The 23834-nt window shown below is 69.1% G+C and carries 25 protein-coding genes; 15 read left to right on the plus strand and 10 right to left on the minus strand.

Features of this window, described 5'->3' with window-relative positions; genetic code table 11:
• Positions 1–19 precede the first annotated feature (19 nt).
• The 4 genes from HPO96_RS16425 (at position 20) to HPO96_RS16440 (ending at position 2549) form a co-directional block, all read left to right on the plus strand.
• A complete protein-coding gene (locus tag HPO96_RS16425; protein WP_171674307.1) occupies positions 20–508 on the plus strand; it encodes a hypothetical protein in 489 nt (162 codons plus the stop codon).
• 97 nt (positions 509–605) lie between these two features.
• Positions 606–1166 carry a sigma-70 family RNA polymerase sigma factor gene (locus tag HPO96_RS16430; protein ID WP_171674308.1) on the plus strand — a complete coding sequence of 187 codons (561 nt, stop codon included), beginning with the start codon at positions 606–608 and terminating at the stop codon, positions 1164–1166.
• Entirely contained in the window at positions 1163–1732 is a 570-nt protein-coding gene (locus HPO96_RS16435; protein WP_171674309.1) for a hypothetical protein, read from the plus strand. The genes HPO96_RS16430 and HPO96_RS16435 overlap by 4 nt, the downstream gene beginning before the upstream one ends.
• Before the next feature lie 169 nt (positions 1733–1901).
• Positions 1902–2549, plus strand: coding sequence for a VanZ family protein (locus HPO96_RS16440; protein WP_171674310.1), 648 nt, complete (start codon positions 1902–1904; stop codon positions 2547–2549).
• 97 nt (positions 2550–2646) lie between these two features.
• Here the strand turns inward: HPO96_RS16440 and HPO96_RS16445 are convergent, their stop codons facing one another.
• The gene (locus HPO96_RS16445; RefSeq protein ID WP_171674311.1) at positions 2647–3249 is read right to left on the minus strand and encodes a pentapeptide repeat-containing protein; all 603 of its coding nucleotides are present in this window, start codon (positions 3247–3249) and stop codon (positions 2647–2649) included.
• Between the two features lie 225 nt (positions 3250–3474).
• Between HPO96_RS16445 and HPO96_RS16450 the strand changes: the two genes are divergently transcribed.
• Positions 3475–4365 carry an NAD-dependent epimerase/dehydratase family protein gene (locus HPO96_RS16450; RefSeq protein WP_337796662.1) on the plus strand — a complete coding sequence of 297 codons (891 nt, stop codon included), beginning with the start codon at positions 3475–3477 and terminating at the stop codon, positions 4363–4365.
• A 273-nt stretch (positions 4366–4638) separates the two neighbouring features.
• A complete protein-coding gene (locus tag HPO96_RS16455) occupies positions 4639–5394 on the plus strand; it encodes a protein phosphatase 2C domain-containing protein (protein WP_171674312.1) in 756 nt (251 codons plus the stop codon).
• On the opposite strand, the gene HPO96_RS16460 is transcribed toward HPO96_RS16455, so the two are convergent.
• From HPO96_RS16460 to HPO96_RS16470, 3 genes are read right to left on the minus strand one after another with little or no spacing between them, the layout of a single operon-like run.
• Positions 5376–6239 (minus strand): DUF4328 domain-containing protein, encoded by an 864-nt coding sequence (locus tag HPO96_RS16460; protein WP_171674313.1) that lies wholly within the window; start codon positions 6237–6239, stop codon positions 5376–5378. The genes HPO96_RS16455 and HPO96_RS16460 overlap by 19 nt on opposite strands.
• A gap of 43 nt (positions 6240–6282) precedes the next feature.
• Positions 6283–7818: a glycerol-3-phosphate dehydrogenase/oxidase gene (locus HPO96_RS16465; protein ID WP_171674314.1), complete on the minus strand. Its 1536-nt coding sequence runs from the start codon at positions 7816–7818 to the stop codon at positions 6283–6285.
• Positions 7815–8435: a TetR/AcrR family transcriptional regulator gene (locus tag HPO96_RS16470; protein WP_171674315.1), complete on the minus strand. Its 621-nt coding sequence runs from the start codon at positions 8433–8435 to the stop codon at positions 7815–7817. The genes HPO96_RS16465 and HPO96_RS16470 overlap by 4 nt, the downstream gene beginning before the upstream one ends.
• 117 nt (positions 8436–8552) lie before the next feature.
• Here HPO96_RS16470 and HPO96_RS16475 point away from each other — a divergent pair, with 117 nt between their 5' ends.
• Genes HPO96_RS16475 through HPO96_RS16485 form a run of 3 tightly spaced genes read left to right on the plus strand, consistent with a single transcriptional unit; the run spans position 8553 to position 11880 of the window.
• Positions 8553–10091 (plus strand): FAD-binding oxidoreductase, encoded by a 1539-nt coding sequence (locus HPO96_RS16475; RefSeq protein WP_171674316.1) that lies wholly within the window; start codon positions 8553–8555, stop codon positions 10089–10091.
• 41 nt (positions 10092–10132) lie between these two features.
• Positions 10133–10852 (plus strand): SDR family NAD(P)-dependent oxidoreductase, encoded by a 720-nt coding sequence (locus HPO96_RS16480; RefSeq protein WP_171674317.1) that lies wholly within the window; start codon positions 10133–10135, stop codon positions 10850–10852.
• Complete coding sequence (locus HPO96_RS16485) at positions 10849–11880, plus strand: S-adenosylmethionine:tRNA ribosyltransferase-isomerase (protein ID WP_171674318.1); 1032 nt, start codon at positions 10849–10851, stop codon at positions 11878–11880. Before HPO96_RS16480 ends, HPO96_RS16485 begins: the two co-directional genes overlap by 4 nt.
• A gap of 155 nt (positions 11881–12035) precedes the next feature.
• Here HPO96_RS16485 and HPO96_RS16490 read toward each other — a convergent pair whose 3' ends face one another.
• Both HPO96_RS16490 and HPO96_RS16495 read right to left on the minus strand, forming a co-directional pair.
• A complete protein-coding gene (locus HPO96_RS16490) occupies positions 12036–12773 on the minus strand; it encodes a rhomboid family intramembrane serine protease (protein WP_171674319.1) in 738 nt (245 codons plus the stop codon).
• A gap of 63 nt (positions 12774–12836) precedes the next feature.
• A complete protein-coding gene (locus HPO96_RS16495; protein ID WP_171674320.1) occupies positions 12837–13379 on the minus strand; it encodes a peptidylprolyl isomerase in 543 nt (180 codons plus the stop codon).
• Between the two features lie 178 nt (positions 13380–13557).
• On the opposite strand from HPO96_RS16495, the gene HPO96_RS16500 reads away from it, so the two are divergent.
• Positions 13558–14379: a DUF5324 family protein gene (locus tag HPO96_RS16500; protein WP_171674321.1), complete on the plus strand. Its 822-nt coding sequence runs from the start codon at positions 13558–13560 to the stop codon at positions 14377–14379.
• 66 nt (positions 14380–14445) lie between these two features.
• Here the strand turns inward: HPO96_RS16500 and HPO96_RS16505 are convergent, their stop codons facing one another.
• Both HPO96_RS16505 and HPO96_RS16510 read right to left on the minus strand, forming a co-directional pair.
• On the minus strand, positions 14446–14766 hold the full coding sequence (locus tag HPO96_RS16505) for a hypothetical protein (RefSeq protein ID WP_171674322.1): 321 nt from the start codon (positions 14764–14766) through the stop codon (positions 14446–14448).
• A 172-nt stretch (positions 14767–14938) separates the two neighbouring features.
• Entirely contained in the window at positions 14939–15412 is a 474-nt protein-coding gene (locus tag HPO96_RS16510) for a methylated-DNA--[protein]-cysteine S-methyltransferase (protein ID WP_171674323.1), read from the minus strand.
• Between the two features lie 88 nt (positions 15413–15500).
• Here HPO96_RS16510 and HPO96_RS16515 point away from each other — a divergent pair, with 88 nt between their 5' ends.
• From HPO96_RS16515 to HPO96_RS16525, 3 genes are all read left to right on the plus strand, one after another.
• Positions 15501–16226 (plus strand): DUF4328 domain-containing protein, encoded by a 726-nt coding sequence (locus HPO96_RS16515; protein WP_171674324.1) that lies wholly within the window; start codon positions 15501–15503, stop codon positions 16224–16226.
• 205 nt (positions 16227–16431) lie between these two features.
• Complete coding sequence (locus tag HPO96_RS16520; RefSeq protein ID WP_171674325.1) at positions 16432–18450, plus strand: DUF4328 domain-containing protein; 2019 nt, start codon at positions 16432–16434, stop codon at positions 18448–18450.
• A gap of 3 nt (positions 18451–18453) precedes the next feature.
• Positions 18454–19224, plus strand: coding sequence for a sugar phosphate isomerase/epimerase family protein (locus tag HPO96_RS16525; protein ID WP_171674326.1), 771 nt, complete (start codon positions 18454–18456; stop codon positions 19222–19224).
• On the opposite strand, the gene HPO96_RS16530 is transcribed toward HPO96_RS16525, so the two are convergent.
• Positions 19196–19750: a TetR/AcrR family transcriptional regulator gene (locus tag HPO96_RS16530; RefSeq protein ID WP_171674327.1), complete on the minus strand. Its 555-nt coding sequence runs from the start codon at positions 19748–19750 to the stop codon at positions 19196–19198. The two genes, HPO96_RS16525 and HPO96_RS16530, sit on opposite strands and share 29 nt — an antisense overlap.
• An 87-nt stretch (positions 19751–19837) precedes the next feature.
• On the opposite strand from HPO96_RS16530, the gene HPO96_RS16535 reads away from it, so the two are divergent.
• Together HPO96_RS16535 and HPO96_RS16540 are read left to right on the plus strand one after the other, a co-directional pair.
• Positions 19838–20953, plus strand: coding sequence for an FAD-dependent oxidoreductase (locus tag HPO96_RS16535; RefSeq protein ID WP_171674328.1), 1116 nt, complete (start codon positions 19838–19840; stop codon positions 20951–20953).
• A gap of 163 nt (positions 20954–21116) precedes the next feature.
• Positions 21117–22736 (plus strand): M14 family zinc carboxypeptidase, encoded by a 1620-nt coding sequence (locus tag HPO96_RS16540; RefSeq protein ID WP_171674329.1) that lies wholly within the window; start codon positions 21117–21119, stop codon positions 22734–22736.
• On the opposite strand, the gene HPO96_RS16545 is transcribed toward HPO96_RS16540, so the two are convergent.
• Entirely contained in the window at positions 22733–23740 is a 1008-nt protein-coding gene (locus HPO96_RS16545) for a LacI family DNA-binding transcriptional regulator (RefSeq protein WP_171674330.1), read from the minus strand. The genes HPO96_RS16540 and HPO96_RS16545 overlap by 4 nt on opposite strands.
• Between the last annotated feature and the right edge of the window lie 94 nt (positions 23741–23834).

A 23834-nucleotide genomic window follows, 5' to 3' on the forward strand; every position in this document is an offset into this window, starting at 1 on the left:
AAATACTGAGGAGAAGGTGATGAGTGGGTTGTGGCGGAAGTGGGTGTTGGTTGGGGTCGCTGGGTGCGTGGTGCTGGCGGCTGGTGTGGGAGTGGCGGTGCGTCTGATCGGCGAAGGGACGTCGGCGGGGTACGCGGTGACCACGGAGGCCGACGGCATGGTCAAGGTGCGGCTGTATCGGCTCGATCGCGTTGAGGGGCTCGAAGAGCGGATTCGGGCGGCGGGGATCGCGGCGGAGGTGGCTCACGTGCCTGCGGGGACGTACTGCCGGCGGACGCCGCCTGCTGTTGAGCAGTTCGAGCGGGGCGCCGTCGCCTATGAGACGGCCAAGGAGTCCGAGACCACTCCGTTCGTCAGCAGCATGATCCTTGACCCGAAGCGGTTCGGCGGGATGACGCTGGTGCTCGAGATCGCGGACGGGGGGAAGTACGCGAAGACCGGGGTGCTCGGGCAGCGGGTGCGGACCGGGAGCTACGGGCCGTGTGAGGTGGTCGACCCGAGCAAATGATCGTTGCCTGGAGCACCTTGTGAGGAGCTGGCTGGTTGGTACGTAACGTTTGGTGGGGGGTGGGCTAAGTACTTGCGACTGTGATGGAGGGACGGGCGTGAGTGGTGTAGCTGAGATTGGGTGGGATCCGGATGCTTTTGAGCGGTTCTATCGGGAGCACGTGGAGAGAGTGCAGCGGTTTGTGGCTCGGCGGGTCGAGGATCCGTATCTGGCTGCGGATTTGACGGCTGATGTGTTTCTGGCGGCTGTTGATGCTTCGGCGGGCTATCGGGAGCAGCTGGGTACGCCGGTCGGGTGGTTGTACGGGATTGCGCGGAATGTGGTCGCGGGTGAGCGGCGGCGGAAGGCTCGGGAGTTGCGGGCCAATCAGCGGGTCTCGGGACGGCGGTTGTTGACGGCGGATGACGTCGGGCGGCTCGAGGAGCGGATTGATGCTGAGGCTTCGGCGCGCCAGCTGATTGCGGCGATGGGTGAGTTGCCGGAGGGGGAACGGGCGGCGCTGGAGTTGGTCGCGGTTGACGGGTTGTCGCCGCAGGAGGCCGCGCAGGTGTTGGGGATTCGGGTTACGGCGTTTCGGGTTCGGTTGCATCGGGCTCGCGGGCGGCTCAGGTCGCAGTCACTTCAGCTGGTGTCGACTCCTGAGGAGGCCATTTCATGAATACGTTCGAGGACAAGCTGTTGAATGAGCTGCGGGCGGTGGTCGCGGAGCGGCCGGCGCCGATCGAGGTACGGCGGAAGCGGCCGAAGCGGGTGTTGATCGCGGTGGCGGCGTGTCTGACGCTGGCGGCTGGTACGGCGGTCGCGGTGCCGCTGATCGGTGGCGAGCAGGCGACGTCGTCGGCGTACGCGGTGACGACGCAGGCCGATGGCAGGGTCAAGGTGCAGATCTATCGGCTCGAGGATGTCGAAGGGCTGGAGAAGCGGATTCGGGCGGCGGGGGTGGCGGCTGACGTGACTCTGGTGCCGGTGGGGAAGTACTGCCGGCGGACGCCGACTCCTGTCCGCGCCAAGTTCGACGAGAAGGCCATGATGATGGAGTTCGTCGGTGACGGGGTCACGACCGTCGCCAATCTGGTTCTCGACCCGAAGAGGTTCCGCGGCACGACCCTGTTGCTGGATATCGCGGCCGCGGAGAAGAGCAAGAAGCCGGGGTTGTTCTTGCCTGAGCAGGTGGTGAGCGGGAGCTACGGGCCTTGTCAGCCGATCCCGAAGCCGAGCAAATGATCGTTGCCTGGAGCACCTTGTTGAGGTGACAGTTTGTGCTCGGATTGTCACGGGCTGTTTGCGGATGCGTGCAGATGTCCGGACAAGGCTGGCGGGTGGTGTGGCGGACGACAGATCGTCAAGAGGAAGAGAGATCGAGTCAGGCGGCTGACCACGGGAGGTCCGACGAGTGCTCGAGACTTATCGCGGCATTCCACATCTGTTGGACACCTGGCTCGTGCTGACCGGTATGGCACTGCCGGTCGCGCTCTCGTCGCTGCGGCGGCCGGGGAGACTGCTCCCCCGCCTCGCGGCGTTCGGAGTACCGGCGGCGGTCGCGCTGGTACTCGCGGCGACGCTCAGCCCGACGCCGCATCGGATGGGCGTGGTCGGTCAGTGCGGTACGCACCTCGCGACCACCGGCGGGCTGACCTCGGTCCAAGGGCTGCTCAACGTGTTGTTGTTCGTGCCGGCCGCCGCGCTGCTGGCGCTGGCGAGTAACCGGCCCGGGGACGGGATCGCCGCCGGGATCGGACTCTCGGCCTCGGTCGAGGCGATCCAGGCGCTGCTCCCGACCCTCGGCCGGTCCTGCCAGTTGCACGACCTGATCGCGAACACGGCCGGCGCCTTCGCCGGGGTCGCGCTCGCGCTCGGACTGAAGAGCGTCACCCGCGGCCGCCGGCTGGTGACGAACCAGTACGTCGTCGAACACACGGCCATGGTCGTCATCCGGCCCCGGCCCCCGGCGCGGCACCGCCGGGATCAGCTCGCGCCTCGACCCGTTCCGATCGTGGCGAAATCCACCAACGGCCTCCGCCCGGTGGTGAGGGCGCGCTGACCCGTCACTGAGCGAGCAGAGAGTTATCCGGAAGGTTATCCACAACTCGTGGATAACCCGGGGGATGACGCCTGCTCCGCCGTAAGTTATCCACAGGCTAGGGCCTGACGTCGAGCCCGAGCGCGGTCGCGATCACCATCGCCTGGGTCAGATCGATCCGCGCGTCGCGCAGTCCGACGGTCAGCGGGTCGACTGTGGACAAATCCGAGCCGCGCAGATCCGCGCCGGTGAAATCGGCTCGCTGCAGCGCGGCGCCGGACAGATCGACATCCCGGAAGACCGCCTTGGCCGCCTTGACGCCGGTCAGCTCGGCTTCGCGTAACCGTACCCCGGTGAACGACGTTCCGCGCAGATCCGCGCCGGGGAGACCGGTGAACGACCAATCGCCGCCGGCGACCTTCAGCAAGTTGTAGGTGCAGTCGTCGAAGAAGCTGCCGACCAGCTTGCACCCGGTGAACGTCGCGTCGAACAGCGAGCAGCGGACGAACGTGCAGTTCACGAAGGCGGCATCGGTATGCGTCGAGGCATTGAAGCGGACGCCGCGGAACGTGCACTCCTCGAAGACGCCGCCGCGGTTGGCCACCTCGGTCAGATCGCTGTCGATGAACAGCACCCGCCGATACGTCCGGCCGGACGGATCCTCGTCGTCCCACTCCCGGATCGTCGACTCGGTCGGCGCCGCGCCCCGGTTTCCCGCCATCGAACTCCTCCTGACCGCCGGTGTCGAGGCCACCCTGTCACGCCGTTCCGACAGCTAGGGCGTGCTTGGCGTGCCCCCGCACACCGAGCTACCGCACCGAGCACCTCCTCGCAACGGCGCGGACACGCCAAGCACGCCCTGGCTGTAATGGTGACGAGTCAGGTTGTGATGGTGCCGCCGGAGAACGTTCAGCCGACCGACAACTACGGGCCGCACGATGGAGGAGTGAGCGGAACCGAGCGGGTGATGGTGTTCGGCGCGAGTGGCTTCCTCGGCGCCCGGATCTGCGCGCTGCTCGCCGAGCGAGGTGTCGAGTACCGGGGGCTGAGCCGCAGCCGGGGCGAACCGCATCTGCGCTGCGACCTGGCGACCATGCACTCCTACGCCCTGGAGACCCAGATCGGGATGTACAAGCCGACTGTGGTCATCAACGCGGTCGGCGCGACTGTCGGCGAGCCGGCCGAGCTGGTCGCCGCCAATGTCACCGCGGTCGAGGCGCTGCTGACCGCCACCCGGGAGAACGCCGGGCACGCGCGGTTCGTCCAGCTCGGGTCCGCGGCCGAGTACGGCGGGGGCACGCACGGCGCCAGTCAGGCGGAGGGGTCCACCCGGCGACCGGTCGGGCCGTACGGGCTGAGCAAACTCGCCGGCTCCGAGCTCGCCGTCCGGGCCCAGCGCAACGGCGGGGACGTCGTCGTGCTGCGCATCTTCGATGTGATCGGCCCAGGAGCCCCGGCCACCACCGTCACCGGTCGGGTGATCGAGGATCTTCGGGATCGGCAGCAGATCGAGGTCGGCTCGCTCGACGTCTGGCGGGATTTCATCGACGTCCGCGATGTCGCCGAAGCCGTCGTCGCCGTCGCGCTCACCGACGCCAAACTCCCCGCCGTCCTGAACGTCGGCACCGGCCGTGCCACCCTCGCCCGCGACGTCGCCGGCCAACTCTTCGAACTCAGCGGCCAACCGGCCCGGATCGTCGACGACCCCACCCACGACGGCGCCCTCGGCGACCCTTGGCAACAAGCCGACATCACCCTGATCGCCCACCACCTCGGCTGGTCCCCCAAGATCGCCCTCGACCAATCCCTCGCCGACGCCTGGGCGGAGCCCCGCTAGCCAACCCGCTGCGCGGGGCGGGGGAAGGACGGGGGGTGGGGGACGAACACCGCCGTGTCCGGTGGAGTAGGCAGTCGACCGGTGGTGGCACCACCAGCGTGGTCGCTCGGAGACATCGGGGCGGTCGCCCGGAGGGCAGGCCGGCGTGGTCGCCGGGAGGGGGTGGTGCGGGGGCGGGTCGCCCGGGGGCAGGGCTGGGTGGGTGCCCGGAGGGGAGGTTGGGGTGGTCGAGAGCGCTGTTGGGGTGAACTGGGGGCCGGGGAGACTGGGTGGGTGGAGATTCGGTTCAGTTCGCAGGCGGCGCCGGATCGGGTGGGGGCGAACGAGGATCTGGTGGTGAGTGGGGCTGGGTTTGCGGTGGTGCTGGATGGGGCTACGCCGATGCCTGGGGTGGAGTCGGGGTGTCGGCATTCGGTGGCTTGGTTGGTGGGGCAGCTCGGGCGGTTTCTGGCACCGGGGTTGGTGACGGGCTCGGAGGCGTCGTTGGCCGAGCTGCTGGCGGAGGCGATCGAGGCGGTTGGGCGGGAGCACAGTGATACGTGCGATCTGGGGAACCCGGACAGTCCGTCGTCGACGGTAGCGATTGTGCGTGTGCAGTCCGAGGCTGTGGAGCATCTGGTGTTGGCTGACTCGCCGGTTGTGTATCGGGCACCCGCGGGTGAGGTGACTGTGCACAGCGACGAGCGGTTGGAGCGGTTGCCGGAGCGGACGGTGGAGAGCGTTCGGCGGTTGCGGAACGCACCTGGTGGTTTCTGGGTGGCCAGTACGAAGCCGGACGCGGCTTACGAGGCGGTGACCGGTACGACGGATCGCAGCGAGGTGGAAGCGATCGGTGTCTTGAGTGACGGCGCGTCCCGGTTCAGTGAGCAGTACGGGCACTCATGGGAGGAACTGATGGCAGTGCTCACCAGCGAAGGCCCGTCGAGGCTGATCGACCGGGTGCGGGCGTACGACGCGGCTGCGCCGACCGTGCGGTGGAAGCGGTACGACGACGCGACGGCCGTGCTCCTCTACGAGCTCGGCCGGTAGGAGGGGAAGTCCTGCCGCTGGCTGTACTGCGGCAGTTGCGCCGTCGCCGGCGGGACAGCCGACCGGTCCTGCTGCCAGCGGCTCAGCTGCAGCATCAACAGCGCACCGGACACAGTCGCGACGACGAGCAGGACTGCGGCGACGCTGAACGCGATGTCGACGCCGAGCGCCACACCGACCATGAAGTCCTGCAGGCCGTAGAACTCGACCGACCCGGCCGCCTCCGACTCCTGGAACGAGGAGACCAGCCGGACGAAGTAGTAGATGAAGCCAGTGACGGCCGTGCCGGTGGCGAGCAGCAGAACGGTCCAGTAGCCGGCCCACGCCACCCACCAGCCGTACAGCAACGCGCGGATGCGCACACTGCCCGCCTCCTCCGGCGAAGGGGCGCTACCCGCGACGACGTCCTCGACGACCTGCAGTGGGTACCAGAACTGGACGATCGGGCAGAACCAGCTGCCGATCGCCCAACCCGAGCTGCGCCGGTGCAGCGAGCGACCGGGGTTGAAGAAGTCGCTGTTCTCCCGCGCCATCCACAACCAGGCCAGGAACGCCACACCGGTCGCGATCTGCAGGTAGAACACGATGTTCAGCACGGCGCTCGCCCCGAAGATCGACCGGACGCCGCGGTCGATCTCCTCCTCCGACAGCATCAGATAGATGAACCGCTTGACCTCGTCGTACGAGCGCCACATCAGCACCGACTGGAGGACGGTGCTCAGCGCGGTGAGCCCCATCAGCACGATGGCGATCACCGTCGGCCAGTGCAGCGACTTGTAGCGCGGCTGCACCTGGTACGGCGGCTGGTACGGCGGATAAGGCTGTGTCGGATACGGCTGGCTCACTGGGCACCTCCCCGGGTCAACGGTATCCCGGGGTAGGGAGCGATCAGACGGTCGCGAATGCTTCCCGGACGGCGGGCAGCGCCAGCTCGCGGTCAGCGGCCGACAGGCCGATCCGGGTCCGCCGGTCGAGGACGTCGTCCGCGTCGAGCGCGCCTTCGTGCCGGACGGCGAACAGCAGCTCCGCGAACGTCGTCCGCAGCCCAGGAGCGATCGGCTCGAGCCAGGACGCCGGCCCGTCGATCACCTGCGGCGCCTCGACGCCGTACCGCCGGACGAACCGCGTCGGCGCGGCAACCGCCGCCAGCCGGACCCGGTCGGCAGCACCCACCAGCGGGATCCGGTGCGTCAGGCACGGCCGCCGTGTGCTGAGCGTGGATTGCGCGAGCGCGGTGTCCAGCGCATCCTGGGCCATCCGTCGGTACGTCGTGAGCTTGCCGCCGACGATCGTGACCAGACCGTCCGGACCGGTGATGACCGCATGCCGCCGCGAGATGTCAGCCGTCTTGCCCGTGTGATGGCCGGTGTCGAGTAGCGGGCGCAGCCCGGCGTACGTGCCGAGCAGATCGGCCCGGGTCAACGGGACCTGTACCGCACGGTTGATGGTGTCCAGGAGGAAGTCGATCTCGGCATCCGTCGCTCGCGGTACGTCGCTGACCGGCCCAGGCGCGTCTTCATCGGTCAGACCGACGTACACCCGGTCATCAGGCGCCGGGATCGCCATCACGACTCGGCGCAACTGCCCGGGGACCGGCACGGTCAGCACGGCCGACAGCCCACCGAACGCGGACTGCGGGAAGACCAGATGCGTGCCGCGGCTGGGCCGCAGTTTGATCCCCTCCGCGACCTGCCCGGCCCAGATCCCCGCTGCGTTGATCACCACTGAGGCATCTACCTGCAGCCGCTGGCCGGTCAGCTGGTCGACCAGTACGGCGCCTTGCCCGGTCACCTCGGTCGCTGCGACCCGGGTGAGCACGCGAGCGCCGTACTGCGCCGCGGTCCGCGCGATCGCGATTACCAGCCGGGCATCGTCGTACAGCTGGCCGTCCCAGGTCAGGAAGCCGCCGCGCATCCCCTCTGGTCGCAGTGTCGGGGCGTAGCGCAGGATCTCGGCCGCGCCGACGCGACGGGAGCGCGGGAGGTAGTCGCCGCTGGTGCGTGCAAAGGTCCGCAGTACGTCGCCACCGAGGAAGGCGCCGCGAACCAGCGCCGCCTCCGACGCCTTGGCCTGTGGCAGCCAGGGCGCGAGCTGTGGAACCGGATGCACCAGGTGCGGTGCGGTCGTCTTCATCAGGATGCCGCGCTCGACAGCACTCTCGTAGGCGATGCCGACATGACCGGAAGCCAGGTACCGCAGACCGCCGTGGACAAGCTTCGAACTCCACCGACTGGTCCCGAACGCCAGGTCGTGCTTCTCGACCAGTGCGACAGTCAGACCACGCGCCGCGGCATCCAGCGCCACCCCGGCGCCGGTCACTCCCCCGCCGATCACGAGCACATCGACCTTGCCGGCCGTACTCAACCACTCCAGCTCGCGGGTACGGCGGGCCGCGTTCAGCGCCGCGTTGCCCAGGCTGATCATGGGACCAGGTACCTGGTGAGCATTTCGCGGAGCTCGGTGTCGAGGTGGACATACTCGTCCGCGTCGGCCATCACCGGGCCGGAAACCGCCGAGGCGAGTGAGATCAGGATGATCTGCCGGGCCAGCCAGACGTGGTCGCCGGCGCGGATCGAGCCGTCCCGCTGGCCGGCCTTGATGCCTTCTTCGACGAGCGCCAGGTGGGCGACCGTCGAGCTACCGCGCCGCTCGAGCAGGTACGGCGTGAGGAACTCCGGGTCGAGCTCGATGATCTTGCGCATCAGCGGGTGCACGCGCGTCCGCCCGACGACCTGGACGACCCCCTCGACGAGCCGGCTGCGGCCGTCGACGGCGTCCGGCTGGAAGGCCGAGACGAGCGCCGTCGTCCACTCCCGCGTCATCAGCGCGGCGACCACGGCCTGCACATTCGGCCAGCGGCGGTAGAGCGTCGCGCGGGAGACCTCGGCATGGCGGGCGATATCGGCCATCGTCATCCGGCGCATCCCGATCGCGAGTAACAGCTCGTACGCCGCGTCCAGGATCCGCTCCTCGCCGATCGCATTCGCGGGGGTCGGACGGGAGCTGGTCTCGGAACCCGATTCGCTGCTACGCTGAGACATCACACGTCAGAGTGTATCAGCGACTCCGACGTCCTGGGAACCGTCCTGGGCAGGTGGCATCAGGGGTGTCATCTGTCCAGGACGCTACCCCGGCGAACAAGTGATGGGGAGTCTGCGATGACCGAGTCCGACCTTGCGGTGGTGCAACTCACGCCTGGGCGCTGGGGTGACCCGACGCATCGGGCCGAGGTCCCGCCGGCGGCGCTGGCCGCTCTGCAGCAGCTCGGCGTTCACCGCCCGCCGCCCTCGGCCGAGCCGGTCGATCGCCCGGGCCCGACCGAAGCGCAGCTCGCCTTCCTGACGGCGGTGGTCGGCGTCGAGCACGTCGCGACCGACCTGGCCGCCCGCTGGGCGCACACCCGCGGCTACTCGACCCCTGACCTACTCCGGCACCGCTCCGGTGACACCACAGGCATGCCCGACGCGGTCGTCTTCCCCGGCTCACACGACGAGATCCTGCAGTTGCTCGCCGGCTGCGCGGAGCGCGACCTCGCCGTCGTCCCCTACTCCGGCGGTACGTCGGTTGTCGGCGGCCTCGCCGCGTCCCGCCGTTTCGTCACCGTCGTCGATCTGCGCCGTCTCGATCAGCTGGTCGAGCTCGACGAGATCTCGCGGACGGCGACCCTTCAGGCCGGTGTTCGCGGGCCGGCCGCGGAGGCGCTGCTCGCCGCGCGCGGCTACACCCTCGGCCATTTCCCGCAGTCCTACGAGGGCGCGAGTATCGGCGGGTACGCCGCCGCCCGGTCGAGCGGTCAGGCCTCGGCCGGCTACGGCCGCTTCGACCAGATGGTCGTCGGTCTGACCCTGGCCACCCCGCGCGGCACGGTCCAGCTCGGGCGGGCGCCGATGTCCGCGGCAGGTCCGGATCTGCGTCAGCTCGTGCTCGGCTCGGAGGGCGCCTTCGGCGTCATCACTTCGGTCGTCGTCCGGGTCCGCCCGCGGCCGACCGAGCGACACTTCGAGGGCTGGCGGTTCGAGTCCTTCGACGCCGCGCTGACCGCCGTCCGCCGGCTTGCTCAGGACGGGCCGCTGCCGACCGTGCTCCGGCTGTCCGATGAGGCCGAGACCGCGGTGAACCACCCGGCGTACGCCGGCAGCGCGCTGGTGATCATCGGCTTCGACGGCCCGTACCAACCAGGGACTGCGGCTGTGCTGACCGAAGCCGGCGGTCAGAGCCTCGGCGCCGAGGTCGGCGACGCGTGGCGAACCGGTCGCTATCAAGCGCCCTACTTGCGGGACCCGCTGCTGGACGAAGGCGCGCTGGTCGAGACGCTCGAGACGGCGACGTTCTGGTCGCGTATCCCGGCGTTGAAGGCCGAGGTGACCGAGGCGTTGGTGAAATCGCTCAGCGACCAAGGCACGCCGCCCTTGGTGATGTGCCACGTCTCGCACGTCTACGAGACCGGCGCCTCGCTCTACTTCACCGTCGTCTGCGCGCAGCACGACCGGCCGGTAGAGCAATGGCAGACCGCGAAACAGCAAGCCAGCCAGGCGATCGCGGCCGCCGGTGGCACGATCTCGCACCACCACGGCGTCGGCGCCGATCATCGCGCCGCGTACGCCGCGGAGATCGGGCCGCTCGGCGTCGCGGCATTACAGGCGGTCAAGGATGTGCTCGACCCGGACGGCATCCTCAATCCGGGCATTCTGATCTGACCCTTGACCTCAAGTTCGCTTGAGGTATGACGGTAGTGCGCATGACTCCCGAACCTGCCAACCGTCCTGTCGCTCTGATCACCGGCGCTTCCGCCGGTCTCGGCCTCGCCCTGGCCCACGGCCTCGCGGATCGCGGGTGGGCGCTGGTGATCGACGCCCGCGGCGCCGATGCCCTGAAGGAAGCCGCCGACGCGCTCGCCGACCGCACCGACGTCGTCCCGCTGGCCGGTGACATCACCGACCCCGAGCACCGCGCCGACCTGGCCGATGCGCTGATCGAGCTCGGCCGCGTCGACCTGCTGATCAACAACGCCAGCTACCTCGGCCCGAGCCCGCTGCAGAAGCTTGCGGACGCCGACCTCGACGAACTCCGTCGTGTCCACGAGGTCAATGTGGTCGCGCCCATTGCGCTCACCCAGGCCGTGCTGCCGCAGCTCGCCGCATCGGCCGGGGTGGTGATCAACATCAGCTCCGACGCCGCAGTCGAGGCGTACGAGGGCTGGGGCGGCTACGGCGCGACCAAAGCCGCCCTCGACCACGCGTCGCGAGTACTGGCCGAAGAGCACCCCGCACTGGCGGTGTACGCCGTCGACCCAGGTGATCTGCGGACGGCGATGCACCAGGCTGCCTTCCCCGGTGAGGACATCTCGGACCGGCCCGAGCCGGCAACCGTCGTACCGGCGTTTCTGCGGCTGCTGGACCAGCGGCCGGCCAGCGGGCGCTATCGGGCCGCAGAGTTCGCTCCGGCGGTGACGTCATGACGATCCATCCCCATACCCGTTTCGAGCTGCCCGATGCGCTGAACGCGACCGAACCGCCGGAGGCGCGCGGACTGGCGCGGGACCAGGTGAAGCTGTTGGTCGCGGAGGGGTCGACCGTCACACACACCAGGTTCGACAAGATCGGTCAGCACCTGCGACCGGGAGACCTCCTGTTGGTGAACACGTCCGCCACCCTGCCCGCCGCAGTGGATGGAACGTGGATCACCGGCGCCGGCGTCGCGCCAGTGGTCGTGCACTTCTCCACAGCCCTGGACGACGGCAACTGGGTCGTCGAACTGCGCAACGGCGGCACACCGATGTTGGGCGGCACGTCAGGCGATCAGGTGGAGCTGCCGCGCGGGATCCTCACCCTGCTGGCGCCGTACCAGCGGGACTCCACCCGGCTGTGGATAGCGAAACCGCCAGTGCGGGATGTGGTCGGCTACCTGCAGCGCCACGGCCGACCGATCACCTACAGCTATGTGAATCGCCGGTGGCCGCTGGCGTCGTACCAGACCGTCTTCTCCAGAGATCCGGGCAGTGTGGAGATGCCGAGTGCCGGTAGGCCGTTCAGCTTCGAGCTGGTCAGTCAGCTCGCCGCACAGGGCGTACTGATCGCACCGATCACGCTGCACTGCGGTGTCTCATCGCTGGAGAGCCATGAACCGCCACTGCCCGAGCGGTACGACGTCCCGGCGCACACGGCCCGGTTGGTGAACTGGGTCCGCGCGAACGGCGGCCGGGTGGTCGCCGTGGGCACCACAGCGGTGCGGGCGATCGAGTCGGCCGTGACGGACGACGGCTCAGTCGTCGCTGCGCGCGGCTGGACCGATCTCGTCCTCGGACCCGACCACCAGGTTCGGGTCGTCGACGGGCTCGTCACCGGGATGCATGCGCCCGAGGCCTCGCATCTGCTCCTGCTGGAGTCCGTCGTCGGCGGGGAGACGGTGCAGCGTGCCTACGACGCGGCCCTGCAACAGGGATACCTCTGGCACGAGTTCGGCGACACCAGCCTGCTGCTGCGGTGACGCCGCCGGTTGGTACTGCTCATTACCGGGCCGTGCGCGTTTGTCCACATGGCGTGGGCTCATGGCTCTATTGGAGGGCGCGCACGGGTACCTGTCACCCGGTTTGATCCAACCGAGCGGAAAATGTGGCCTAGGCCGTATTAGTTACCCGCGGGTCAGCGGAAGGCCTTGTTCCGGCGGCGGTTGGTGTCCTGGAGGAAGAGCCAGCCGAGGCCGGCGCCGGCCAGGAAGCCGCCGAGGTGACCCTGCCAGGAGATGAACGGCAGCAGGAAGGTGAGCAGGGCGGTGATGCCGACGTACCCGACGATCCAGCTGACGTCGAGGTTGCGGGAGCGCTCGATCACCAGCAGCGCGCCGACCAGACCCAGGACGGCGCCGGACGCGCCGACCGTCGGCATACCGGGTGCGCTGAACAGCCAGACCACGACGCTGCCGCCGAGGGCGGCCCCCAGGTAGAGCAGCGTGAAGCGGAGCCGGCCGAGCATCCGCTCCAGGACCAGGCCGAACTGGTAGAGCGCGAGCATGTTGGCCAGGATGTGCCAGAGCTGGAAGTGGCTGAAGTCGCCGGTGATGAGCCGCCACGGCTCGGCCGCCACGTACATCGGAGTCAACGGCAGGCTCGCCCGCGCTTGTGGGCTGACCTGGAGAACGACGAACACGAAGATGTTGATCGCGATCAGCACGAAGGTGACGAGCTGCCCGTTCGCGCGCTGGATGCCGCCCAGCGACGTCCGGGTCCGGGGGATCGACTTCACGCCGTCCGAGAAGCACTGCGGGCATTGGAAGCCGACGGCCGCGCTGTTCATACAGGCGGGGCAGATCGGCTTGTCACAGCGCTGGCAGCGGACTCCGGCGGGCCGGTCCGGGTGCCGGTAGCAGACGGTCCCTGTCACGGGGCGGAGTCCTTTCAACAAGACCGAGGTGCGGGGCCGGGAAGGCCGGCCCCGCAGGTGGGATCAGGCGTTCTTGCGCTCGATGACCACGTTGTTGATCACGATCGGGTCGATCGGCCGGTCGCCCGGGGCGGTCGGCGCGGTGGCGATCGCGTCCACGACCTTCTGCGACTCGGCGTCGACGACCTCGCCGAAGATCGTGTGCTTGCGGTTCAGGTGCGGGGTCGGGACCACGGTCACGAAGAACTGCGAGCCGTTGGTGCCCTGGCCGAACTGGATGCCGGCGTTCGCCATCGCGAGCAGGTACGGACGGTCGAACTGGAGCTCCGGGTGGATCTCGTCGTCGAACTGGTAGCCCGGCGTGCCGGTCCCGGTCCCGAGCGGGCAGCCGCCCTGGATCATGAAGCCGTCGATGACGCGGTGGAAGCCCAGGCCGTCGTAGAACTTCTCGTGGCTCGGCTGCCCGGTCTGCGGGTCCGTCCACTCCTTGGTGCCCTCGGCGAGCCCGACGAAGTTCTCCACGGTCTTCGGCGCGTGGTTCGGGAACAGCCGGATGACGACGTCACCCTTCGTCGTCTGCAGGGTCGCGTACAGCTCTTCGGCCACGGGTGTCACTCCTAGTCGGTTTACCTACTGACAGCGTCGATCCTGTCATGCGACCCCAAAAATCTCCGCACCTGACCCACGGGGTTTGACAACTGGGTACGCGTACGATGCAGACAAGACCGGATTTGTCCAGAGTTGTATCCGTGGCGAGGGCCGCGCACGGCATGAGGAGGGAACCGTGGGTTTGAGGAAGTCCAAGGGCAGAGTCGAGACCGCGAAGGACCGGGTTCGGCCGTTCGCCGAGTCGGCGTCGGATCGGATCGGACCGGCCGTTGGTCAGGTCCGTGACCACCTCGGCCCGGCCGTGGGCACCGCACGGGAGAAGGTGTCGCCGTACGCCGAGAAGGCTGTCGAGCGGGGCGCGCACCTGGCCCATGTCGCGGTCGAAAAGGCCGGCCCGGTGATCGATGACGCGCTGGCCAAGGTCGGCCCGGCCACCGAGCAGGCCGCCGAGAAGGCGCGTGAGCGGTTCAACGACGACGTGCTGCCGAAGGTGACCGCCGCGCTGGCGTCGCTGGCCGCGGCCGCCGAGCCCGTCGTCGAGGAGACGACGCGCCGGGGCAAGGCCACCAAGGCCGCGCTCCGCGGTGAGATCGACGCGCCGACGAAGAAGAGCCACAAGCTGCGGACGGCGGTGCTGTTCCTCGGGCTCGGCGCGCTCGCCGCGGCGGCGCTCAAGAAGCTGCTGACCCCGCCGGAGCCGGCCTGGCAGTCGACCCCGACCAGCGGCCGCGACTACAGCTCCGCCCCGGCGCCGCGACCCGACACCGCGACGTCGAACGGGCACGCCAAGGCCGACGCCCCGAAGGCCGACGCGCCCAAGCCCGAGGCCGCCAAGCCGGCGGCTCCGAAGGCGGACACCCCGAAGGCGGCGGAGCCGAAGGCCGAGGCCAAGGCGGACGCCAAGGACGAGGCCGACGTGAAGGCGGCGTCCAACGGCGCGGCCAAGAAGACCACCACCGCCCGGAAGTCCACGGACCCCAAGCCCACGGACTCCTGAGTAGGTACCGCAACGACGAAGGCCGCGATCCCCACCTGGGGGCCGCGGCCTTCGTGTGTGTCGAAATCAGTTCGGCAGGGGTTCGTCGGCGTCGTGGTCGGGCCGGGCGATCGAGTAGCGGCCGGCCGAGAGCAGTTGGGCCGCGTAGCGGTGAGTGATACAGGGGTAGGTGCCGCCGCAGTCGGTGCAGACCGCGTGGTTGCGGTGCAGCCAGGGCAGGACGCCGAAGCGGCGGATCCAGGTCAGTGGCTCGCGGTCGGGTGCGTGCGCGTGGAGAGCCGACCGGGCGGCGTCCTGGATTTCGGGCGCGGTCCAGTCCTCGGCGCTCTTGTCCATCAGCGCGCTCAGGTCGGGGTGGAGGTGGGCGGTCGAGCGGGTCTTCGTCATGTGGGCGTCTTCCGAGGCAGGAGGTGGCGCGACTGAAACGATGGCTTGAAACGTGACGAATCAGTCGCGATTAGCAACGGTAGTCCTGTCGTGTCCAACGAGGCGCGCCGAAAGAGGCTATGTCGGTGTCAGATCTTCGTCAGGTTTCGGAGCGTGTACAGCAGATGCACACTCAGGTCCATCGGTCTTCGAAGCTGATCCGGGCTTCCAGCTCGAGCAGATGCCGCTTGGTGGGGATGCCACCGCCGAAGCCGACCATCTTGCCGCCGGCGCCGACGACCCGGTGGCAGGGCACGACGACGGGGAGCGGATTGCGGTTGCAGGCCGTGCCGACGGCGCGCGCGGCCCCGGCGTCGCCGACGATCCGCGCGACCTCGCCGTACGTCTGCATCTCGCCGTAGGGGATCTTGCTCAGCTGACCCCAGACCGCCCGCTCGAACTCCGAGCCGCTGCGCACCGAGAGCGGCAGGTCGAACTCCTGCAGCTCGCCCGCGAAGTACGCCGTCAGCTGTTCGGCCGCTCGCGACAGCAGCGGATCGGATGCCGCCGGCCGGTCGAGCCGCTGGAACGTGACCCGGCACAACCCGGCATCGTCCACCGCGAGTGACAGCTCGCCGATGGGTGAGTCGACCACTGACCAGCGCATGGGCACCATCTTCCCCGTCGGCACGGACACTTTCCGCGACAACCTGATGTCCTCGCCCGGTCACAGGGTGTTGTGCTATTTCTGATCCATGGCGACCCGGCCGCAGCAACCGCCGCTGGACCGATGGTTCTCGTCGGAGCGCACGCTGGGCGTGGCCGCGTCCGTCCTCGTCGTCGCCGTCACTCTGACCACCTGGGCGACCGCCTGGTCCGACTGGTACTCCTACCAAACAGTCGTTCGGTACGGCGACGATCACGACCAGCTGGCCGAGGCGGCGATCGTCTCCGGTCTGCTCGGGATCGTCGCGGGCGTCGTCCTGTTCGCGTCGGCCGCCGTCTTCATCGTCTGGCTGTGGCGGGTCCGCTGGAACGCCGAGATGTTCTGCCGCGGCGAGCACCGGTTCACCCGCGGCTGGGTGCTCGGCAGCTGGATCTGCCCGGTGGTGAACCTCTGGTACCCCAAACAGGTCGTCGACGACATCGTCGCGGCCAGCGATCCGCGGACGCCGCCGCGGACCGAGTCGCTGCGCGACGTCCCCGGCACCCGGCTGGTCTGGGTCTGGTGGATCACCTGGGTGGTCGGCCTCGTCACCGGCAACATCGTCCAGCGCGGTGTGCTCGGCGGCGCGACCGAGGCCCACGACCTGCGGACGAACGTGATCCTGTCCACGATCTCGGCGATCTTCACCACCGCGGCCGCCGTCCTCGCGGTCCAGCTGATCGCGCGGATCGACGAGCTGCAGACGAACCGGCCGTGGGTGCCCTGGTGGGCGGCCGGCGAGCGGGAGTCCGGCTTCCAACCTCCTGCGCGGTAAACCAAACCGTTACACGCCGTCGGATGCCTCGTTACAAGAGGTGATGGCCGTACGAAAAGAACACGTTAAGTCGATACCCTCCGTGCTGGGACCGACTCCTCAGGCGTACCTACTTCGTGGTATCAATGTGGCTCGGTCATGCGGGGGCAGGTTTTGGCCGAGACGCCGAACAGACGGAGTTCCAGCAACGCGAGGGACGCACGACGTGAGCCACCCGCAACCAGCAGTTCTGTCTGCTGTACAGAACCAAGAAGAAGAGTGGCAGCCGCACGCAGCTGAAGAGTTCCAGCAGATCGGGACGATCGGAAAGATCGCCATCGGCCTGCTCGGCGCGTCGACGGTCACCCACCTACTCTCCACCTGGTCCGACTGGAACACGTATTCCGTCGTCCACCGCTACCTCGGCGGGATGCCGAACGTCGACGACGCGGATCTGAACCGCGCCGACGCCATCGCCAAGGTCACCGCGGTCCCCAACGTCATCATCTCCGTCGCCGCCGCCGTGGTCTTCGTGATCTGGCTGTGGCGCGCCCGGGTGAACTCCGAGGTCTTCTGCCAGGCCGATCATCGCCGCAGCCACGGCTGGGTGCTGGCCAGCTGGTTCTGCCCGGGCCCGAACCTCTGGTACCCCAAGCAGATCGTGGACGACGTCTGGCTCGCCTCCGATCCGAAGACTCCGGTCTACACCGACGACCTGCGCCGATTCAGGACTCCGACCCTCACCTCTGTCTGGTGGGTCGCCTGGATCGGCGCTCTCGCGTTCGACGTGGTCGTCCGCCGCTTCCTGATGTGGATGGAGGCGACCGTCGGGTCGCTGCGCGGGATCGCCCTGGCGGGCACGGCGTCGCTGCTGCTGACCGCGGTCTCCGCGGTCGCCGCGACGATGGTGATCCGCAAGATCACCGCGATGCAGACCGAGCGCGAGTGGGTCCCGTGGTGGGACCAGCGCGAGCCGAAGCTGACCGCGGTCCCGACCTACGCGAACGACGACACCGACGAGCAGCCCGCGATCGCCGAGCCGATCGCCGCCGCGGCGCAGGTGCTGCCGTCGTCCCCGACCCGTCGGCTGGAGCGGCAGCCCGAGCTGCAGCTCGCCGGTGGTGGCGCGGCGACGCCGCCGCCCGCGGCCAGTCCGTTCGCTCCGGCCGCCAGCGCCTTCCCGGCCGAGTCCTTCCCGGGTGACGGCGCGGCCGCCGAGGAGACGCCGAAGTGGAGCCCGTTCGCACCGGTCGCGCAGAGCTGGCAGGACGACGACAAGGACGCCGGCCCGTCGACGGAGCAGTTCGACGCCGTGTCGACCTGGCAGGACGACACCGGCAGCACGGCCGAGCAGACGGCGTACCAGCCGCTGAAGCCGTCCTGGAACGAGTACCTCAGCGGCGAGCCGCAGGCGGACCCGCTGACCGCGTCGACGACGAGCCGCTGGCTCGACGAGTCGCCCGCCGTCCAGCCGGTTGCCGACCCGTACGCGTACCAGCCGCAGCAGCAGGCCGACCCCGAGCCGTCCTGGGCGAGCAGCTACTCGGAGCCGTACACCTCGTACGAAACGACTTCTGACTACCTGACCTCGACGTCCTCCCCCGCGGAGGCCGAAACCGCACCCGAGCCTGAGCCCGCGCCCGTTGCGCGCGCTGGTCGCCGGGCCGCTCGGGTCGCGGTGGACAGCCCGTCGACGGTGCAGCAGCCGGCCGCGGAGTACTACGAGCCCGCGCCGGTCCTACCGACCCACGGCGAGGACTACCTGACGCCGTCCAAGCCGCTGCCGCAGGTCCCGTCGTACGGGCCGGAGCCGTCGTCGTACCCGTCCGAGAGCCCGTCGAGCTACGAGTACGGCGCCGCCGCGTCGTACGAGTCGTCGAGCTACCAGTCGTCGTACCAGGAGCCGGCTGCGCCGTCGACGGACTACACGTCGTCGTACACCTCGGAGTACTCGAGCAGCTACGACTCCGGTCAGTACGGCTACAACTCGGACTACACGAGCACGAGCTACGAGGGCGGCTCGTACGAGTCGTACACCCCGACCAGCTACAGCGGCTCGGAGTACACCACCTCGTCCGAGACCTCCTACGACAGCTACACCCCGAGCTCGTACTCCAGCGACTCGTACACCTCGCAGTACTCCGAGCCGGCCACGGACTACTCGTCCTACGGCCAGCCCCAGCAGCCGGCCGAAGAGCCGGACCCGAATGCCCCCCGGACGCACCCGCGCCGGCGCTGGACCTGACAGATGGCCTTCGCCTTCTCCACGCTCGGCTGCCCGGGCGCACCGCTCGACCAGGTCCTGAAGCTTGCCGAAGGCAACGACATCGGCGGGTTGGAGTTGCGCGCCGCGCCCGACGAGTTCACCAACACCGCGCTGACCGCGGCCGAGCGGCGCACGCTCCGCAACCGGATCGAGGACGCCGGCCTGGAGATCCTCGCGATCAGCAGCTACGTGAAACTCTGCGCCGTCGAGGAGCAGCCGCTCGACGCCCACCTCGAACTCGCGGCCGATCTGGGCGCCCGCGGCGTCCGCGTCTTCCCCGGTGACGACCCCGGTACGCCGGATTCCCCGTCGGCCGGTGAGATCCGTGCCCTCGACCGGGTCACGCAGGCGGCCAAAACCTCCCGCATCCTGCTCGAGACCCACGACTCGCACTCGGCCGGCGCCAAGATGGCCGCGCTGCTCACGCTGATCGACAACTCGGTCTCCGACCACAACGTCCGCGTCATCTGGGACAGCGCCCACACCTGGTCCCACGGCGAGACCCCGGCCGAAGCGTTCGCCCTGCTCCGCCCCTGGCTCGAGTTCGTCCAGATCAAACAGTCCGACTCGGCACAGGCCTACAGACCGGTCGCCGTCGAAGCCGGCGACTACCCGATCCAGCAGCTGCTCGAAGCGCTGGCCGGCTCGGAGTACCCGCTCTCCCTGGAGTGGGAAACCAAGTGGCATCCCCACCTGCCGCCGCTCGAAGAGACGCTGCCGGCCGTCACTCGCTGGCTGTCAGTGGCTCCGTGAGGTAGTGATTGATCGCGGGCGCCAACGCGGCGACCGCGGCGTCGTGGCTCAGCGCCGCGACCGGTGGCAACTCGAGGATGTAGCGACAGAGCGCAAAGCCGAGGGCCTGCGTTGCGACCAGGCCGGCTCGGGTCGCGGGGTCGTCGACGGCGAGGCGGGCCAGCGCCGGCGCGAGCTGGGTGGCGAACAGCTCCCGCATCCGGTCGGCGGCCTGCGGGTTGGTGACCGCACTGCGCAGGAGCGCCTTGAGCGTGTCGTCGTCCTCCCAGCGGACCAGGAAATGCCGGACGAGCGCCTCGCCCGCGCCGGGGCCCGGCGATAGCGCCGGCAGCCGCAGGTCGAACTCGGCGGCCGCGGCGAACAGCTTCTCCTTGGTCCCGAAGTAGCGGATCACCATCGCCGGATCGATCGCCGCGTCGGCCGCGATCGCGCGAATCGTGGCGCGCTCGTACCCGTCACCGCCGAACCGCTCCCGCGCGGCCGCGAGGATCGCCGCCCGCGTCCGGTCCGATTTCCGCTCCGTCATGGTCCGCAGCATATGCCAACAAGCGTTGACTTTCTCCATCGGTCTTCCTACAGTAAAAGTCAACAAGCGTTGACAAGGGAGTTGGCCATGGATGTCGTGGTGGTGGGTGCGGGACCGGTCGGGCTCGCGGCGGCGGCCGCGCTCCGGCAGCAGGGGCGCAGCGTGCTGGTCGTCGATCGGTTGGCGGCCGGGGCGAACACCTCGCGGGCGGCGGTGATCCACGCGCGGACGCTGGAGATGCTGGAGACGATCGGCGTCAGCAAGCGGCTCGTCGAGCTCGGGTTGCCGCTGCAGGACTTCACGATTCGCGAGGGTGAGCGGGTGCTGGTCCCGGTCAGCATGCGCGAGCTGCCCAGCGCATACGCCTACACGCTGATGATCCCGCAGTCGACGACCGAGCAGGTCCTCCTCGATCGGCTCGAAGAGCTCGGTGGTTCGGTGCTCCGCCCGCGGAGCGCGGCCGCGCTGACCCAGGACGCCGACGCCGCGCATGTCACGCTCGACGACGGTCAGGTCATCGACGCCCAGTACGTCGTCGCCGCGGACGGGATGCACAGCACGATCCGTGAGCTGGCCGGGATCACGATGCCCGGTGACACGCTCTCGTTGTCGTGCAGCCTGGTCGACGTCCGGGTGGACGGCGGGCTGCACGCCGACGAGGTTGCGCTCTACTTCGCAAAGGCCGGCCTGCTCGTGGTCGCGCCGCTACCGGACGGCTCGTTCCGGCTGGTTGCCGAGGTGGCCGATGCGCCGGAGCATCCGGATCTCGCGTTTGCCCAAGGGCTGATCGATGCGCGGGGCTCGAAGGCCACGGTGACAGAGGTGGTCTGGGGATCGCGCTTCCGGATCCACGAGCGGGTCGCCGACAGCTACCGCGCGGGCCGGGTGCTGCTCGCCGGCGACTCGGCCCACACGCACAGCCCAGCCGGCGGCCAGGGCATGAACCTCGGACTCCGGGACGCGATCAGCCTGGCCGGCGCGCTGTCCACCGCGCTCGCGACCGGCGATGAGCGAGAGCTCGACGAGTACGCCGTCCGCGGGCGGGCCGAGGCGGTCCGGGTGATCGCGCTCGCGCATCGGCTGACCCGACTGGCGAACGTACCGCGGCCGGTCCGTCCGCTGCGGAACGCCGTCCTCCGAGTGGTCGCCGGCTCGACCGACGCGACCCGCGGGATCGCGCGGCAGCTTGCGGGTTACCGGTAGCGCGAAGGTTGTCCCTCGCCACCTGGACAATCGCTTCCGCCTACCCGGTGTGACCTCTACCCTCCAGTTACCGCATGCAATGCCTCAACTACTGGAGGTCATCGTGTTCCGTCCCGCCCGATGGACTCGACTTGTTCCCCTCGCGCTCGCGGCGGTTCTCGCCGTGGGCGCCGGGAGCCAACTGCCTGCTGCCGTGCAGGCTTCGGCGCCGCCGGATCGGAAGCTGGAGGCCGCCGAGGCCGGCGAGCTGATCCAGTTGCTTCGGGTGAACACCCCGACGCAGGCCGACCGGAAGCGGCTGACAAGTCTGGATCTCGACCTGGCCGAATCGGCCGGTCCCGGTTTCGTCGACGTGGTCGCCTACGGCAGCAGCGATCAGCGCCTGCTGCGGTTGGCCGGTTTCACCTGGAAGACACTCGAGGACGACCTCGAAGGCGCCGACCGGGAGCGGGAGAAGGCCGACGCGGAGTACGCGCAGGCCGTGAAGAGCCGGAAGATCCTCGCCACCTTGCCCAGTGGCCGGACGTCGTACCGGCAGCTCGCGGACTTCAACAGCAACCTGGCAAGCCTGGCGCAGCAGTACCCGACCAAGGCCAAGCTGATCACGCTCAAGGAGAAGTCGCTCGAGGGCCGGACCGTTCAGGGGCTGGAGATCTCGCACGACGTCGCGACCAGCAGCGGCAAGCCGGTGTTCCTGATGATGGGCCTGCACCACGCGCGGGAGTGGCCGTCGGGTGAGCTGACCATCGAGTTCGCGTACGACCTGCTGCAGAACGACGGCACGAACGCGCGGATCACGAACATCCTGGCCAAGTCGAAGGTGATCATCGTCCCGGTGGTGAACCCGGACGGCTTCAACCTGAGCCGCACGCTCGGCTACGAGATGAAGCGGAAGAACTGCCGGATCACCAACGGCCAGCTACCGACTGCCGGCCAGTGCGCGCAGTCGTCGAACCAGTCCCGCGGTGTCGACCCGAACCGGAACTACTCCGGCTTCTGGGGCGGCCCGGGCGCCTCGACCAGCCTGACCTCGGAGACCTACCGCGGGCCGGGCGCGTTCAGCGAGCCGGAGACCCGCAACATCCAGTCGCTGGTGTCGGCGCATCAGGTGACCACGCTGATCACCAACCACACGTACTCCAACCTCGTCCTGCGCCCGCCGGGCTACGCCAGCGCCGCGAACACCCCGGACGAGACGGTCTACAAGTCGCTCGGTGACCAGATGGCCGCGCAGAACGCCTACACGAGCCAGAAGTCCTACCAGCTCTACGACACCACCGGCACCACCGAGGACTGGTCGTACTACGCGACCGGCGGCCTCGGCTTCACCTTCGAGCACGGCGCCAGCAGCTTCCACCCGGCGTTCTCGAACGTGGTCAACTACTACTTCGGCTCCGGCAGTACGGCGGGTAAGGGCAACCGGGAGGCGTACCTGATCGCCGCCGAGTCGACGATCAACCCGGCGCGGCACTCGGTCATCACCGGGAGCGGCCCGGCGGGCGCCGTCCTGCGGCTGAAGAAGTCGTTCACCACCAAGACGTGGAACGGCACGCTGTTGCCCGACGTCCTGGAGACCACGATGACCGTGCCGGCGGGCGGCAGCTACACGTACCACGCCAACCCGTCGACCCGCCCGATCACCATCCAGAACGGCGGCGGCACCGAGTCGTGGACGCTGACCTGTGAGCGACCGACCGGTCAGGTCCTCGAGACCCGATCGATCACCGTCGCCCGCGGCGCCGGCGTCACCGCCAACCTGACGGCCTGCGCAGCAGCCTTCTAACCGGCGGTCGACTCCCGGATCTCCAACGTGTACGGGACGGTGAGGCTGCGACGTTCGGCCTCACCGCTCCCGGCGATCCGCTCCAGCAGCAGCGCGACGGTATGCTCGGCGAGCCACTCCTTGTCCGGGGAGATAGTGGTCAGGGACGGCGAGTGGTAGCGGCCGTCCTCGATGTCGTCGAAGCCGACGACCGCGACGTCGCCGGGAACTGACAGCCCGGCGTCGGCCAGGGTGCGGAGCGCGCCGAGTGCGAGCAGGTCGTTGAAGCAGAAGACCGCATCGGGCGGCTCGGGCAGCGCGAGCAGCTCGCGCATCGAGGCGGCGCCGTCGAGCCGGTGGTAGCCGGTGCCGGCCAGCTCGAGCGCCGGGTCGTGCGCGATACCGGCCGCCTTGAGCGCCTTGCGATAACCCTTCCGCCGGACGGCGCCCGTCCCCGAGGCGCCACCGCCGCCGACGCCGATCGCGGCGATCCGCTGACGGCCCAGCGAGATCAGGTGCGTGGTCGCGTCGAAAGCCGCTTGCACCGAGTCGACCGCGACATGGTCGAACGTGCCGCCGGTCGTCCGCTCGCCGAGCAGGATCAGCGGCTTACCGCTCGCGGCCGCGCCGATCTTGGCCGGCGTGCTGGTGATCGGTGAGAACACGATGCCGTCGATCAGCTGACCGCGCATGCCGTCGAGCACCAGCTGCTCGGCGGCGGACTCACCCTCGGTCTGCTCGATCAGCACGGTGATCCCGCGCTTCTTCGCCGCCCGGCTGAAGGCGGCGCCGAGCTCGGCGAAGTACGCCGAGGCCATCTCCGGGATGGCGAGCGCGATGAAATCGGAGCGGCCCTTGCGCAGCGACCGGGCGCTCACGTTCGGCCGGTAGTCGAGCGCGGCGATCGCGGCCTCGACCTTGGCCCGTGTGTGCGCGGTGATGTGCGGGTAGTCGTTGATGACATTGGACACCGTCTTCACCGACACCCCGGCCCGCGCCGCCACGTCACTCAGCCTGGTCGCCATCCGTACCTCCAGTCACAGCCCGTTGCAGTCACAGCCTGTTGCCCGAGTCTGCCACGCTCGGAAAGGCTGAGCCGTTTACAGCGGATATCAATCG

The organism is Kribbella sandramycini (genome assembly GCF_013131805.1).
In the GTDB taxonomy this organism is placed as follows: domain Bacteria; phylum Actinomycetota; class Actinomycetes; order Propionibacteriales; family Kribbellaceae; genus Kribbella; species Kribbella sandramycini.

Bases quoted from the DNA above. Each gene is read 5' to 3' on its own strand.
- HPO96_RS16470 (WP_171674315.1), bottom strand. From the start codon at position 8,435: ATGTCTCAGCGTAGCAGCGAATCGGGTTCCGAGACCAGCTCCCGTCCG.
- HPO96_RS16425 (WP_171674307.1), top strand. From the start codon at position 20: ATGAGTGGGTTGTGGCGGAAGTGGGTGTTGGTTGGGGTCGCTGGGTGC.
- HPO96_RS16505 (WP_171674322.1), bottom strand. From the start codon at position 14,766: ATGACGAAGACCCGCTCGACCGCCCACCTCCACCCCGACCTGAGCGCG.
- HPO96_RS16510 (WP_171674323.1), bottom strand. From the start codon at position 15,412: ATGCGCTGGTCAGTGGTCGACTCACCCATCGGCGAGCTGTCACTCGCG.
- HPO96_RS16465 (WP_171674314.1), bottom strand. From the start codon at position 7,818: ATGATCAGCCTGGGCAACGCGGCGCTGAACGCGGCCCGCCGTACCCGC.
- HPO96_RS16515 (WP_171674324.1), top strand. From the start codon at position 15,501: ATGGCGACCCGGCCGCAGCAACCGCCGCTGGACCGATGGTTCTCGTCG.
- HPO96_RS16485 (WP_171674318.1), top strand. From the start codon at position 10,849: ATGACGATCCATCCCCATACCCGTTTCGAGCTGCCCGATGCGCTGAAC.
- HPO96_RS16545 (WP_171674330.1), bottom strand. From the start codon at position 23,740: ATGGCGACCAGGCTGAGTGACGTGGCGGCGCGGGCCGGGGTGTCGGTG.
- HPO96_RS16445 (WP_171674311.1), bottom strand. From the start codon at position 3,249: ATGGCGGGAAACCGGGGCGCGGCGCCGACCGAGTCGACGATCCGGGAG.
- HPO96_RS16530 (WP_171674327.1), bottom strand. From the start codon at position 19,750: ATGACGGAGCGGAAATCGGACCGGACGCGGGCGGCGATCCTCGCGGCC.
- HPO96_RS16525 (WP_171674326.1), top strand. From the start codon at position 18,454: ATGGCCTTCGCCTTCTCCACGCTCGGCTGCCCGGGCGCACCGCTCGAC.
- HPO96_RS16435 (WP_171674309.1), top strand. From the start codon at position 1,163: ATGAATACGTTCGAGGACAAGCTGTTGAATGAGCTGCGGGCGGTGGTC.
- HPO96_RS16480 (WP_171674317.1), top strand. From the start codon at position 10,133: ATGACTCCCGAACCTGCCAACCGTCCTGTCGCTCTGATCACCGGCGCT.
- HPO96_RS16475 (WP_171674316.1), top strand. From the start codon at position 8,553: ATGACCGAGTCCGACCTTGCGGTGGTGCAACTCACGCCTGGGCGCTGG.
- HPO96_RS16535 (WP_171674328.1), top strand. From the start codon at position 19,838: ATGGATGTCGTGGTGGTGGGTGCGGGACCGGTCGGGCTCGCGGCGGCG.